A 13852-nucleotide genomic window follows, 5' to 3' on the forward strand; every position below is an offset into this window, starting at 1 on the left:
TCGTCCGTACGTATACGAGAGCCGAAAAGTCCCGAAGACGGAGAAGGTACGTGGGCCGACTACGGAGCGAAGGGCGCGATGACCGACGAGCCGCGGGAGGCGAACAGCCAGGCGTCGGCAGAGGGGTGATCCGGGGACTCGGGGGGTTCAGGGGGGCCCGGGGGCTTCAACGGGTGGCGCTGCTCGGTGCCATGCTGGTCCTGTTCGTCCTCGTCGGCGGGGCCGGTACCGCCTCCGCGCACGCCGCGCTCAAGGACACCGACCCCCGGGACGGCAGCGTCCTGGAGTCCGCGCCCCGGCAGGTCACCCTGAGCTTCACCGAGTCCGTCGGTCTGCTCGACGACTCCTTCCGCCTGTTCGACCCCGACAGCCGACGCGTGAGCACCGGCGAGGCCGAGCATGTGAAGGGGCGTTCCGACGCGGTGCGCGTGAGTCTGCCCGCCGGGCTCGGCGAGGGCACGTTCACCGTGGCCTGGCGGGTCGTCTCGGCGGACAGCCACCCCATCTCGGGCGCCTTCACCTTCTCCATCGGCGAGCCCTCGGCGACCCCGGCCGCCATCGACACCGGCCCCACCGAGAACGCGGCCACCAGCGCCCTCTACGACATCGTCCGCTATCTGGCGTACGCGGCACTGGCGTTGCTCGTCGGCACGGTCGTCTTCGTGCTGGTCTGCCGGCCGTCCAGTACGGACCCGCTGCGCAAGCTGGTCCTGACGGGCTGGTGGATCCTCCTCGGCGCCACGCTCGCCCTGCTGCTGCTGCGCGGCCCGTACGAGGCGGGCACCGCCCCGACCGCCGCCTTCGACCTGGCGACCCTGGAACGGACCGCGACCAGCAGGCCCGGCGAGGCGCTCCTCGCCCGGATCGTCCTGCTGGCCCTGACGGCCGTACTCCTCAAGGTCGTCGCCCGCCGCAGTGCGAGCGACGGCGAGAGCGGGACAGCGGGCGGGAAGCCGGTTCTGTTCGCCGCCGGTGGCGTGCTCACCCTCGGCCTCACGCTGACCTGGGCCGCCGCCGAGCACGCGTCGGCCGGTATCCAGGTGCCGGTGGCGATGACCTCCTCGGTGCTGCATCTGCTCGGCATGGCGGCCTGGCTCGGCGGCCTCGCGGCCCTGCTCGCCTGCCTCCAGGCGGCGGAGCCGCTCCCCGAGTCCGCCGTCGCCCGCTTCTCCAAGCTGGCCTTCGCCTCCGTGACCGTCCTGACGGTCACCGGCGTCTACCAGTCCTGGCGCGGCCTCGGCTCCTGGGACGCCTTCACCGACACGTCGTACGGCCGCATCCTGATCGCCAAGCTGGTCGCGGTGCTGGCGCTGCTGGCGGCGGCCGGGTTCTCGCGCCGCTGGACGGCACGGCTGCTGGTGCCGGAGACGGCCGAGGCGGAGAAGAAGCAGGAAGCGAAGGGGGCGGAGGCGGAGGTTGCCGAACGGGTGCCGGAGACCGTGGGCGCTCCGGCGGCGGGAACGGCGACAGCAACGTCGACGGTGACGGCCGCGGTGGGTGCGGGCGACGGTGACGCTTCCGGCGGCGGGGCCTCCGACGACGTACGCCCGGAGAGTTCTTCCGACGCCTACCGGCGTCGGCTGCGTGGCTCCGTGCTGGTCGAAGTGGCCGTCGGGGTCGCGGTGTTGGTGATCACGACGATTCTCACGGCCACCCTGCCCGGACGGGCCGCGGCCGAGGCGGCGGAGGCCGCCAAGGACGCGCCCGTGCCCGGGGTGATCAGCGCGTCCACGACGACGATCCCCTTCGACGTCGGCACGCCCGGCGGGCACGGCAAGGTGCAGGTGACCCTCGAACCGGCCCGGGTCGGCGAGAACAGTGTGCAGGCCGTGGTGTTCGGGCCCGACGACGGTTTCGCGATCGTCCCGGAACTCCGGATCTCCTTCTCCCTGCCCAGCAAGGACATCGGCCCGCTCAACGCCGACGTCACCGACCAGGGCGGCTACTGGGGCGCCAACGCCTTCCAGCTGCCCATCGCCGGGACCTGGACCATGAAGGTGACCATCCGCACCTCGGACGTCGACCAGGTGAGCGTGGAGCGGAAGGTGGAGATCAGGCCCTGACCCGGGAGAGGTGCCCGGCGAGGGCGGTGACCGACGCCAGGATCTCCGCCGGTGGGCGGGCCAGGTCCACGGCGTGGCTGGTCAGGGTGATGCCGGCGTTGCGGATCGGGTGCGGGACGGGGGCGTCGCCGCGCTGGGCCGCGTAGACGAGGTGGCCGTGCGGGAGCGCCAACGCCGTGCAGTAGCTGAGCAGTTGGTACAGGTGCTCGTGGGGCGGCGGGTCGGCGCCGAGGTCGCGGTACTTGGCGTCCACGACGGTGAGCGGGACTCCGGCGCGGTAGAGGACCAGGTCCGGGATGATCCGGACGCGTGCGCCGACGTCGAGGTGGTGGCGCCGGTCCTGGCGGGCGACGCGTATGCCGTGGGGGCGGAGCGCGGCGGTCAGGGTGTCGGTGAGGAACCGTTCGAAGACCCGGGCCAGGTCGAGGACGAACCCGTCGGTTGTCACGGGGGCCGCGCCTGCGTGCGGGGACATGCTGCGGTCGGTGAGGACCAGTTCCGCCAGGCGCAGGGCGGGCGCGTAACGGGAGTTGAGGCGGGTCGGCGTCCAGACGGGGAGCGGGGTGCCGGGGCGCAGCGGGGTGACCTCGGGGAGGCGTCCGGCCAGGTGGCGCAGGGTGCGGCGGGTCGGCTCCGGGACTCCGGGGAGGCGTTCCAGGCGGTGCAGCGCGGCCAGCAGGACGCGGTTCTCCGCGATGTCGGCCGTGAAGTCGTCGTAGCGGACGGCCACGGGGAGCGGCAGTCCCGTCCGGCGCAACTGGTCGGCGGCGCGGATCCGGCCGCGTACGACGGGGAGTTCGTCGTCGGTGACGCGGTAGCCGTGCAGGACGCCGGGGTCGAGGGCGCGGCGGGCGGCGCGGGCGTAGGCGTCGGCGAGGGCCGGGAGCAGGGTGTCGTCGGACGCGGACGCGGTGACCTGCTGGTCCTGCCAGGGGTCGCCCGGGGTGTGGGTGAGGAGGAACAGCAGCTGGGAGACGGGGAGTTTGGGCCGGATCCGGAGTTCGACCGCCCCGTCACCGCGCCCGAGGCGGACCAGGCCGACGCGCTGCCGGCCCGAGACCCGCCAGAGTCCGCCGGGACCGGGTGCCGGGGTGAGCCGTACGAGGTCGGGGCGGGCGGCGAGGGTGGCTATCTGGGCGGGGTGCAGGGCGACTTGGACGCCCTTGCCGGTCTCGGTGAGGGAGATGGGAGAGATGGGGGAGACAGGGGAGATGGGGGTGACTGCGGCGGCCACGGGGTTACTCCGGTGCGGAGGGCAGGGCCGCGGGCAGGGAGGCGGTGAGGGCGGCGAGCCCGTACTCCGTCTCGACGTCCACGCCCGTGCCGTACAGCTGGTCCTCCAGGAGGGGCAGGATCTGGGTGCTCCAGATCAGCTCCAGGCCGTCGGGGTCGGCGACCTGACGGTTCATCAGGTACGACGGTCCGATCGCCCGGTCGGGGTCGGCGAGGCGGGAGTTGAGGGCGTCGAGGAGGTCGGCCGGGCGCTCGGGCAGACCGTGGCGGCCGAGCCAGCGGCGCAGCAGACCGGCGACGGGCGGGCTCTCCGGGGAGAGCCTGCGGAAGGCGAAACGGCGGCGCATGGCCGCGTCCACCAGGGCGATGGAACGGTCGGCGGTGTTCATCGTGCCGATGAGGTACACGTTCTTGGGCAGGTCGAACTGCTGCTCCGGCGCGTACTGGGTGACGATCGGCTCCTCCCGGTACTCCAGCAGGAAGTACAGCTCGCCGAAGACCTTCGCCAGGTTGGCCCGGTTGATCTCGTCGATGACCAGGACGTACGGGTTGGCCGGGTCCTGCCTGGCCCGGTCCACCAGCAGCTTGAACGGTCCCGGCACCACCTCGAAGGCCACGGTGCCGTTGTCGCCGCGCACCGGCCTGAACCCCTCGAAGAAGTCCTCGTAGGTGTAGGAGGGGTGGAACTGCACGAGCCTCGTGCGGTCGGGTCCGGCCACGTGCTGGGCGAGGCGCCGGGCCAGGAAGGTCTTCCCGGTGCCTGGCGGGCCGTACAGGATGATCTGCTGCATCCGCTCCAGCTGGCGCGCGGTGTCGCGCAACCAGCCGACGTCCATGAGGAGTTCGCCCGCGAGATCCTCGCCGACCGGCGGCAGCTCGATCGGGCGGGTCGCGTCGGCCTTCAGCAGCTCCTCCTCCACGGAGTCGGTCAGGCCCGCCGCCTCGGCGAGTTCGGCGGCGACCGTGCTGATGTCGTAGACGGTGGGCGGGCGTTGGAGCTGGGCCTGCACCTGTTCGGGGAGTTCGGCGCGGCGCAGGGGGTGGTCGGCGGTGGCCCACTTCACGGGGCGGCGGCGGGCGCGGTCGGGGCCGCCGGAGAGGTCGTACAGGGCCGGGCCCTCGACCGTGCCGACGTGCACCTCGTCGGGGGTGACGGTGACGACGACGTCCCCCGGCTTCATCTGGCTTAGGAACAGGTGGAGTTGGCCGGTGGCCTGGCCGCGGACCTGGGCGGTCGCTTCGGGCAGGCCGAGGGAGACGGCCTGCCGGATCGCGGGCTTGGCGGAGTCGGCGGGGATCTCCGGCATCTCGTTGAAGGAGACCGAGCAGTAGCCGTGGGCCAGCCATGCCGGGATGAAGTTCTGGCCGTCGACGTTGAACCCGCGGACCAGCCAGCCCTGTTGGCCCACCTGCGTGGCACCGGGGCGCCAGTGGCTGAGCCATGGTTCGGCGTAGAAGTTCACCGGTTCGTCGGACTCCGGCTGCAACAGGCCCCGAAGGGTGAGGAGGTCGCGGTCGTCGTCGCCGGTGAGACGGGGGAGCCGGTCGCTGTACGCGGACAGGATGCGCTGCTTGCTCTGGCCGACGGCTATCGGCAGGAAGGCTTCCGGGAACACCAGCGCGAGAAGGATGTGGAACTGGGCGCTGGCCTTGTTGTTGCCCATGCCGGCCCGGACGGCTCGGCACGTGTCGCGGAAGAGCCAGGGGTCTTCGAGCAGCTCTCGCCTCACGTGCGCAGGGCGTGCCGTCAGCTCCTCCACCAGCAGCACCAGGAACTGGAACTGCGCCCACCGGTAGTTGAGAAACGCCTGCCCACCGTTGATGAACCCGACCAGAGGGGCGTCCAGTTCGGCCGGTATCGGGATCTCCCGGTCGGCCCAGGACAGCACCTCGGTCAGGATCTCCCGCTTCCTCGCGAGGCCTATCTGTTCCGGCTTCAGCGGTACGAGGTTGACGTAGAGGAGTTCGGCGGCCAGGACGATCGTCTCGTCCGGGGCCCCGGACAACTGCCGTTCCAGCTTGACCAGGAAGGTGTCGGAGGAGTCGTCGGGCTGGTCGACGAACCGGCGGCGCAGGTCGGTCGCCGCGCCGCTCGTCCAGATGTCCAGCCCCGGCGCGAACGCGGAGCCCCCGCCGTTCAACCCGTCCCGCAGCACCCGCCGCACCGCCGCGACGACCGGAGCCCCCTCAACTGTCGTGCCGTATACGCCCGTTCCTGTCCCGGTCTGTTCGATCACGCCGCTCATCGTAGGTGCCGACGCGGAACCACACCGCCAGGACGATCGGATAGACGAGGTAGCCGAACCGGGTCGCCGGTATCAGGCACATCGCCAGACCCAGGCCGATGGCCAGACGGTCGGCCGCCGCTCTGAGCGTGTGCGGCGGGCGGACCACCAGTGACGCCGTCACCGCGACGGCGCTCGCCGCCAGCAGGGCGACGGCCAGGACGAAGCCGCCGGGGACGTACTCCGCGAGGAGGTGCCCGGGGAGCGGGCTGGTCGCCGGGGAGTGGACGCCGCCCCTGCCCAGCGGGAACAGCACGACGTGCTCGACGAAGGCGTGCGGGTGGGCCAGCGCGACCGGCACGACAGCCGCCGCTGCCGTCAGCAGAGCGGTCGCCGTAGCCCGTACGGCCGTGCGGCGGCCGACTGTGACGGCGATCAGTGCGAGGCCCACGGGGAGGAGCGGCCAGGCGGTCCACTTCAGGGCCGCCGCCGCGCCCATCGCCAGGCCCGCCGCGACCCCCGCCCAGGGGCCTCGGGAGCCGCTGCGGGCTGCCAGGGCCAGCCCCAGGCACATCAGCCCGATCACCGGCAGGTCGACCCCGCCGACGGCGAGCGGCAGGGCCACGGCCGGGAAGGAGAGCAGCAGGGCCGTACGGGGTATGCCCGTGGGCGTGGGTATGCCCGTGGTCGTGGTCCTGTTCGCCGGTCGTCCCGTGCCTGCTCTGGTCGTCGCGTACAGGCAGGTCACGAAGGCCGCGCAGAACCACAGGCGGGCGTCCGTGAGCGGGGCCAAGGGGGTGTGGCCCAGGAGGGCGTGCGGGAGGCCGAAGAGGGCCATGCCGGGCAGATACGGGTTGTAGTCGTCCACGGTGGCGGGGTGGGCCGGGTACGGGCTGCCCGTGTGCAGGAGCAGGGCGCCCGAGTGTTCGACGACCCCGACCTCGGACTGGGCGCCGCCCAGCAGTATCAGCAGGGCCAGGGGGACGAGGACCGCGCCTACGGTGGCCGCGCGCAGCGGACCGGCGGTCCAGGGGCGCGGGGCGCGGGCGGCCAGGACCGCCGCCGTGCCGTAGCCGAGGGCCGCGCAGACGCCCCACACCCGGTGCGGGGTCAGGGAGGTGGCCAGTGCCAGGCCGAGGGCGAAGACGGCACAGGCCAGCAGGTGGACGACGTCCCAGCGGAGCCGTGCCGGAGCGGGGCGCCCTGTGGCGGGTGCCGTGACGGTGAGCGTGCTGGACATGGGTGGCTCCGGCCGACGGTGGGGTGATCACCACCAATGTCGTTTCCGGACCACCCCGCCCGCCTCGGCCGAATGGTCACCGTTCGTGACCGGCGCGAGCGTGCCGCTCGGCCGTTCGGCCGAGGGAGCCGACAGCGAGGTATGCGTGGGCTGTTTGCCTTCTATCTGTTAGCAAACCTTCACATCTGGATGTCCATCACGTTTCAGGAACGGCGGGCGTCACCTCTTGACGCATGACAGGACATGAGGCTCTTATTGCCGCCACGATGTTTGGTCAAGTTGATTTCTGGTCGTTTTAGATCAGCATGGACCCAGCGTAGTCGTGACCCTGCTCCCCTTTTCGGGGGGTCTGTCCTCAGGAGCCGTCATGCACCACACTCCCTCCGGTCTGTCCGTCCCCGGTCCCAGCCGCCGCACCCTGCTGCGCGGGATCGGCGGCGCGGCGGCACTCGGCGCCGCCGTTCCGCTGCTGAGCGCCTGCGGCGGCGACAGCGACTCGGGTTCCGACTCGAAGACCGTCACCCTCGGCTCGAACTCGTCGGACGCCGTCCCGAAGAAGGCCTTCGCTGAGATCTACGCGGAGTTCACGAAGAAGACCGGCATCAAGGTCGACGTGAACACGAAGGACCACAACACGTTCCAGGAGCAGATCAACTCCTACCTCCAGGGCACCCCGGACGACGTGTTCACCTGGTTCGCCGGCTACCGCATGCAGTTCTTCGCGGGCAAGGGCCTGGCCAGCCCGATCGACGACGTGTGGGCGAAGATCGGGGACAACTTCCCCGACGCGATGAAGCAGCTCAGCAAGGGCGCGGACGGCAAGTACTACTTCGTGCCGCTGTACACGTACCCGTGGGCGATGTTCTACCGGAAGAGCGTCTTCAAGGAGAACGGCTACGAAGTGCCCACCACCTGGGCGCAGTTCATCGCGCTGTGCAAGCAGATGAAGGCGGACGGCCTGGTCCCGATCGCCTTCGGCGACAAGGACGCCTGGCCCGCGCTCGGCACCTTCGACCAGATCAACTTCCGTACCAACGGCTACGACTTCCATGTCGAGCTGATGGCCGGAAAGGCATCCTGGACCGACGCGAAGGTTCGCGCCACGTTCGACAACTGGGCCGAAATCCTCCCCTACAGCCAGGAGGGTTCGACCGGACGGACCTGGCAGGACGCGGCCCAGACGCTCGTCTCGAAGAAGGCCGGCATGTATCTGCTGGGCACCTTCGTGGGCCAGCAGTTCACGAACGCGACCGATCTCGCGGACCTCGACTTCTTCGCCTTCCCGGAGATCGACCCCTCCTTCGGGCAGGACACGGTCGAGGCGCCCACCGACGGCTTCATGCTCAGCAAGTCACCGAAGAACAAGGCCGGTTCGGTGCAGCTGCTTGAGTTCCTGGGCACTCCGGAGGCCGAGCAGATCTACCTCAAGGCCGACCCGAACGTCGTCGCCGCGTCCACGAAGGCCGACACCTCGTCGTACAGCGACCTTCAGAAGAAGGCGTACGCGATGATCTCCGGCGCGAAGAGCCTCACCCAGTTCATGGACCGCGACAGCCGCCCGGACTTCACCTCCACGGTGATGCAGCCGGCGCTGCAGAAGTTCATCCGCGACCCCAAGGGGATCGACAGCCTGCTCTCGTCCATCGAGCGCCAGAAGAAGACGATCTTCGCCTCGTCATGAGCACCTTCGATACGAATCCCGTGATCCCGGGGGCGGCCGACGCGCCGCCCCCGGGCGGTACCGGCACCCCCTCGTCCCCGCAGCGGCTCAAGCCGCCCCAGGGGCACAAGCGGCTGCTGACCCGCAAGGACCGGGTCGCCCTGGGCTTCATGGCGGGGCTGCCGACCTTCCTGCACATCGCCCTCGTGTGGGTGACGGCCCTCGCCTCGATCGCGCTGGCCTTCACCACCTGGGACGGCATCGGCTTCGGCTCGATCAAGTGGGTCGGGCTGCAGAACTTCCGCGAACTCTTCGACAGCAACCCGCAGTTCTGGCCGGCCGTCCAGCACAACGTCATCTGGTTCGTCGTACTCATCGCGATCCCGACCCCGCTCGGCCTGTTCCTGGCCGTCCAGTTGGACAAGAACATCCGCTTCAGCCGGGTCTACCAGACGGCCTTCTTCCTCCCGGTCGTCGTATCGATGGCAGTCATCGGCTTCGTCTGGCAGCTGATCTACAACCCGGACACGGGCCTGATCAACAGCCTGATCGGCGCCAACAAACCCGGCCACTACATCGACTGGATCGGCGACCCGGACCTCAACCTCTGGGCCATCCTCGTCGCCGCCGCCTGGCGGCACACCGGCTACATGATGATCCTGTACCTGGCCGGTCTGAAGGGCGTGGACCCGTCGCTGCGCGAGGCGTCCTCGCTCGACGGCGCCAACGAGTGGCAGACGTTCAAGAACGTCATCTTCCCCACCCTGCGCCCGACGAACACCATCGTCCTCGTCGTCACGATCATCGAGTCGCTGCGCGCCTTCGACCTCGTCTACGTCTTCAACGGCGGTGCCCAGGGCACCGAGTTGCTGTCGATCCTGGTCACCAACAACATCATCGGCGAGTCCAGCCGCATCGGTTACGGGTCCGCGATCGCCGTCGTCCTGCTGGTGATCTCGCTCGTCGTGATCATCCCGTATCTGGTCAGTACCTTCCGGAAGGAGCGGCGGGCATGAGCACCACGGTGTCGTTGAAATCCCAGAAATCCATGTCGGCGAAGCAGCGCGCCCCCGTCCGACCCGGCCGCGTGCTGCTGCACGTGTTCCTCGTCCTGATGTCGCTGGCCTGGCTCGCACCCCTGCTCTGGGCGATGTACGCGGCGCTGCGCCCCTACGCCGAGACCAGCGACAAGGGCTATGTCTCCTGGCCCGACAAGCTGAGCTTCTCGAACTTCACCAACGCGTTCACGCAGTCGGACATGACGCACTACTTCGTCAACACGCTGATCATCGCCGTCCCGGCGGTGCTGCTGACGCTGTTCCTGTCGTCGATGGTCGCCTTCTACGTCAGCCGCTTCGACTTCCGCGTCAACCTGTTCCTGCTGCTGATCTTCACGGCGGGCAACCTGCTCCCCCAGCAGGTCATCATCACCCCGCTGTACCGCCTCTACCTGCTGGTGGACCTGCCGGGCATCACCGAATCGGGCAAGCTCTACGACTCCGCGCTCGGCCTCGTCCTCATCCACATCGCGTTCCAGTCGGGCTTCTGCGCCTTCGTGCTGGCCAACTACATGCGGATGCTCCCGCACGAACTGACCGAGGCCGCGCTGGTCGACGGCGCTTCGGTGTGGCGGATGTACTGGCAGATCGTGCTGCCGCTGTGCCGGCCCGCGATGGCGGCGCTGGCGACCCTGCTCTCCATCTGGATCTACAACGACTTCTTCTGGGCCATCGTGCTCATCTCGACCGGTGAGAACATGCCGATCACCTCGGCGCTCAACAACCTCTCCGGGCAGTACTTCACCGACCCCAACCTGGTGGCGGCGGGTGCGTTGTTGACCGCGATCCCTACCTTGATCGTGTACTTCGCGCTGCAGCGCCAGTTCGTCAGCGGACTGACGCTGGGTGCCAACAAGGGCTGAACGCCCCTCGCGACCCTCGCTCGAAAGAGAACGACAAGTGCCCCTCCCCTTCACGCCCGTCGCCTCCATACCCGTGGACGTCCGGCACGCCCTCGTCCACGAGGAGGGCTGGCAGTCCTGGAGCCCCAGCGGCGCCTACGCCCCCGGCGACAAGCCGTACCGCCCGACGAACGACAACTGGGCGACGGTCTGTTACCGCCCCGGGCACCCCGTCCCCGACGGCGTCTTCCAGGGCGAGGGCCTGCTGGCCCTGGACCCGGGCGACGGCTCCCCGGTACGCCTGTGGGCGGCACCGGACCCGACCCGCCAAGTCCCCTCCATCCGCCTGGAGTTCACGGCCGGTCACGCCGAGGTGAGCGCGGACGGCCCGGTGACGGAGGTGTCGTACGACGGCGACATCCAGGCGGCGCTGGCGAGTTGGGCCGAGGGTCTCGGCCTTCCGGCACCGCGCCCGGCGCCCACGGTCTGGTGCTCCTGGTACGAGTACTTCACCGAGGTCACCGAGGACGACATCCACGAGAACCTGCGTGCGATGGACGTACTCGACCTGCCGATCGACGTCGTCCAGATAGACGACGGCTACCAGAAGGCCCTCGGCGACTGGCTCACCCTCTCCGGCCGCTTCCGCTCCCGCGCCGGGATAGCCGACCGCATCCGCTCCAACGGCCGCCGGGCGGGCATCTGGACGGCCCCTTTCCTGGTCGATCCGAGCAGCGAACTGGCCGCCGAACACCCGGAGTGGCTGGTGCGGGACGGCGAGGGCGCTCCCCTGCACGCGGGCCGCAACTGGGGGCACGACCTGTACGTCCTGGACCCGACCCACCCGGCCGCGGCGGCCTACCTCACCGAGGTGTTCACGACGCTGCGGGCCGAGGGGTACGACTACTTCAAGGTCGACTTCCTGTACGCGGGGGCGCTGACGGGCGTACGACACGAGGGCGGCGACAGTGGCGAAGAGGCCGCTCTTGCCGCGTACCGCGCGGGAGTCGGCCTGATCCGGGACGCGATCGGCCCGGACGCCCATCTCCTCGGCTGCGGCGCCCCGATGCTCCCCTCCCTCGGCCTGTTCGACGCGATGCGGGTCAGCGCGGACACCGCCCCGCACCGCCGCCCCGAGGCCGGCTACTACTCCCAACCCGGCCAGGACGCCGCCGAGTTCACCGGCGTAGGACGCCAGTGGCAGCACGGCCGGCTCTGGGTCAACGACCCCGACTGCCTGATGGCCCGCCCGGCCGTGGAGACCCGGGAGCGCTGGGCGGCCCATGTCGAGGCGACCGGCGGCCTGATGGCGTCCAGCGACCGCCTGCTGTCCCTGGACGAGTGGGGCGTGGAGACAACTCGCCGTCTGCTGAGCGGAGTCGACCGATGAAGGAGACGGCGAAGGAGACAAGGGCGAAGCGTGAACTGTCCGTCCCCGGCATCGCGTACGGGGGTGACTACAACCCCGAGCAGTGGCCCGAGGAGGTCTGGGCCGAGGACATGCTGCTGATGCGCGAGGCCGGGGTGACGATGGTCAGCGTCGGCATCTTCGCCTGGGCCCTGCTCGAACCGGCCGAGGGCGTCTACGACTTCGCCCGGATGGACCGACTCCTGGACCTCCTCCACGAGAACGGCATCGCGGCCGACCTCGCGACCCCGACGGCGGCACCTCCAGCCTGGTTCTTCCGCGCACACCCGGAGGCGCTCCCGGTGGACAGGGACGGCCGCAGACTGTCGTACGGCAGCCGCCAGACCTTCTGCCCGAGCAGCCCGGCCTACCGGGAGGCGGCCCTGCGGATCGCGGGCGCGCTGGCGGAACGGTACGCGGAGCATCCGGCGGTCGTGATGTGGCACGTCCACAACGAGTACGGCTGCCACAACCCCGCCTGCTACTGCGACGAGAGCGCGGAGTCGTTCCGCCGCTGGCTGCGGGCGAAGTACGGGGACGACCTGGCCGCGCTGAACGACGCCTGGGGGACCACTTTCTGGAGCCAGTGGTACTACGACTGGGCCGAGGTGATCCCGCCCCGAGCGACGGGCGCGGTCCCGAACCCGACCCACCAGCTGGACTGGCGCCGCTTCTGCAGCGACGAGTTGCTGTCGCTGTACAAGGCGGAACGGGACGTGCTGCGCGCGGCGGCCCCCGGAACCCCCGCCACCACCAACTTCATGGTGATGTACAACTTCGACGCGCTGGACTACTGGCGCTGGGCCCCGGAGCTGGACGTGGTGTCGAACGACCACTACCTCCGCTCGACGGACCCCGAGTCGGAGATCGACATCGCGCTGAGCGGCGACCTGATGCGTTCGCTGGCGGGTGGCCCTTGGCTGCTGATGGAGCACTCCACGGGCGCGGTGAACTGGCAGCCGGTCAACAGGGCGAAGGTGGCGGGGGAGTTGCGCCGCAACGCCCTCTCCCATGTCGCCCACGGCGCCGACGGCATCGCGTACTTCCAGTGGCGGGCCGCGAAGGCGGGCGCCGAGCAGTGGCACTCGGCGATGCTGCCGCACGCCGGCACGGACAGCCGGATCTGGCAGGACGTCGTCCAACTGGGCGCGGATCTGCGGGCATTGGCCGAGGTGCGCGGCAGCACGGGCACGGCGTCGGTGGCCATCGTCTGGGACTGGGACGCCCGTTGGGCCCTGGAACTCCCCTCCCAGCCGAGCGGCGAACTCCGCTTCCAGGATCTCGTGCGGGACTGGTACGAGCCGCTGTGGCGGGCGGGCGTGGCGGTGGACTTCGTACGCCCTGGGGACGAGTTGGCGGGGTACCGGCTGGTGCTGGCCCCGAGCCTGTACCTGGTCGACGAGGCGGGCGCGGCCAACCTGATCGGCTTCGCGGAACGCGGCGGCACACTGGCCGTCGGCTTCCACAGCGGGGCCGTGGACGCCAACTGCCATGTACGGCTGGGCGGTTACCCGGGCGCGTTCCGGGAGGCCCTCGGGGTGCGGGCGGACGAGCTGTTTCCTTTGCTGCCGGGCGAGTCGGTGGGGCTGGGGGAGGGCGGTACGGGATCGCTGTGGTCGGAGAGGCTGCGACTGGAGGAGACGGGCGAGGGGGCGGGACCGGGGGCGGAGGCTGTGCTGTCGTACACGGACGGTCCGCTGGCCGGGGTCCCGGCGGTGACGCGCAACTCGGTCGGTACGGGCAAGGGTGCGGGCGTGGGTTGGTATGTGGCGACGCGGCCGGACCCGTCGACGCTGGGTGCGCTGCTCGGGCGGATGTGCGCGGAGTCGGGTGTCGAGTCGGTGCGGGCGACTCCGGCGGGGGTGGAGGCGGTGGTGCGGCGGGGGCCGGACGCCGACTATCTCTTCCTGATCGACCACGCGGGCGACGGCGCCGAGGTCGAGGTGGCGCAGGGCGCGACCGAACTCCTGAGCGGGGAACGGCTGGTGGGAGGCGTGGTGCGGGTGGCGCCGGGTGGGGTGGCGGTCGTGAGGGAGGCTCGGGGCGGGCGCCGATAGGCGCATGGACAGGCCCTCTTGATGGGGCATCAGATGGCCCATAGCCTGCTGTCCTGGATCGCTGAG

The 13852-nt window shown here is 70.4% G+C and carries 9 protein-coding genes; 6 read left to right on the plus strand and 3 right to left on the minus strand.

Features of this window, described 5'->3' with window-relative positions; all coding sequences use genetic code 11:
* Positions 1-191 precede the first annotated feature (191 nt).
* Positions 192-2063 (plus strand): copper resistance CopC/CopD family protein, encoded by a 1872-nt coding sequence (locus tag CW359_RS14910; protein WP_105970465.1) that lies wholly within the window; start codon positions 192-194, stop codon positions 2061-2063.
* Here CW359_RS14910 and CW359_RS14915 read toward each other — a convergent pair.
* From CW359_RS14915 to CW359_RS14925, 3 genes are read right to left on the minus strand one after another with little or no spacing between them, the layout of a single operon-like run.
* Entirely contained in the window at positions 2053-3297 is a 1245-nt protein-coding gene (locus tag CW359_RS14915) for an McrC family protein (RefSeq protein WP_232838396.1), read from the minus strand. The genes CW359_RS14910 and CW359_RS14915 overlap by 11 nt on opposite strands.
* Positions 3298-3301: 4 nt before the next feature.
* Positions 3302-5533, minus strand: a complete 2232-nt coding sequence (locus tag CW359_RS14920) for an AAA family ATPase (RefSeq protein ID WP_232838397.1) — start codon at positions 5531-5533, stop codon at positions 3302-3304.
* Entirely contained in the window at positions 5484-6761 is a 1278-nt protein-coding gene (locus CW359_RS14925) for a glycosyltransferase 87 family protein (protein WP_105970406.1), read from the minus strand. The genes CW359_RS14920 and CW359_RS14925 overlap by 50 nt, the downstream gene beginning before the upstream one ends.
* Before the next feature lie 367 nt (positions 6762-7128).
* On the opposite strand from CW359_RS14925, the gene CW359_RS14930 reads away from it, so the two are divergent.
* Genes CW359_RS14930 through CW359_RS14950 form a run of 5 tightly spaced genes read left to right on the plus strand, consistent with a single transcriptional unit; the run spans position 7129 to position 13786 of the window.
* Positions 7129-8442, plus strand: coding sequence for an ABC transporter substrate-binding protein (locus CW359_RS14930; RefSeq protein ID WP_105970407.1), 1314 nt, complete (start codon positions 7129-7131; stop codon positions 8440-8442).
* Positions 8439-9437: a carbohydrate ABC transporter permease gene (locus CW359_RS14935; RefSeq protein WP_105970408.1), complete on the plus strand. Its 999-nt coding sequence runs from the start codon at positions 8439-8441 to the stop codon at positions 9435-9437. The genes CW359_RS14930 and CW359_RS14935 overlap by 4 nt, the downstream gene beginning before the upstream one ends.
* Positions 9434-10342 carry a carbohydrate ABC transporter permease gene (locus tag CW359_RS14940; protein WP_105970409.1) on the plus strand — a complete coding sequence of 303 codons (909 nt, stop codon included), beginning with the start codon at positions 9434-9436 and terminating at the stop codon, positions 10340-10342. Before CW359_RS14935 ends, CW359_RS14940 begins: the two co-directional genes overlap by 4 nt.
* Positions 10343-10379: 37 nt before the next feature.
* A complete protein-coding gene (locus tag CW359_RS14945; protein WP_105970410.1) occupies positions 10380-11711 on the plus strand; it encodes a glycoside hydrolase family 36 protein in 1332 nt (443 codons plus the stop codon).
* On the plus strand, positions 11708-13786 hold the full coding sequence (locus CW359_RS14950) for a beta-galactosidase (RefSeq protein ID WP_105970411.1): 2079 nt from the start codon (positions 11708-11710) through the stop codon (positions 13784-13786). Before CW359_RS14945 ends, CW359_RS14950 begins: the two co-directional genes overlap by 4 nt.
* Positions 13787-13852 lie beyond the last annotated feature (66 nt).

The sequence above is a fragment of the Streptomyces geranii genome (assembly GCF_002954775.1).
Taxonomy (GTDB): Bacteria; Actinomycetota; Actinomycetes; order Streptomycetales; family Streptomycetaceae; genus Streptomyces; species Streptomyces geranii.

Coding starts and splice junctions, on each gene's coding strand:
- CW359_RS14940 (WP_105970409.1), top strand. CDS start 9,434: ATGAGCACCACGGTGTCGTTGAAATCCCAGAAATCCATGTCGGCGAAG.
- CW359_RS14925 (WP_105970406.1), bottom strand. CDS start 6,761: ATGTCCAGCACGCTCACCGTCACGGCACCCGCCACAGGGCGCCCCGCT.
- CW359_RS14935 (WP_105970408.1), top strand. CDS start 8,439: ATGAGCACCTTCGATACGAATCCCGTGATCCCGGGGGCGGCCGACGCG.
- CW359_RS14930 (WP_105970407.1), top strand. CDS start 7,129: ATGCACCACACTCCCTCCGGTCTGTCCGTCCCCGGTCCCAGCCGCCGC.
- CW359_RS14950 (WP_105970411.1), top strand. CDS start 11,708: ATGAAGGAGACGGCGAAGGAGACAAGGGCGAAGCGTGAACTGTCCGTC.
- CW359_RS14910 (WP_105970465.1), top strand. CDS start 192: ATGCTGGTCCTGTTCGTCCTCGTCGGCGGGGCCGGTACCGCCTCCGCG.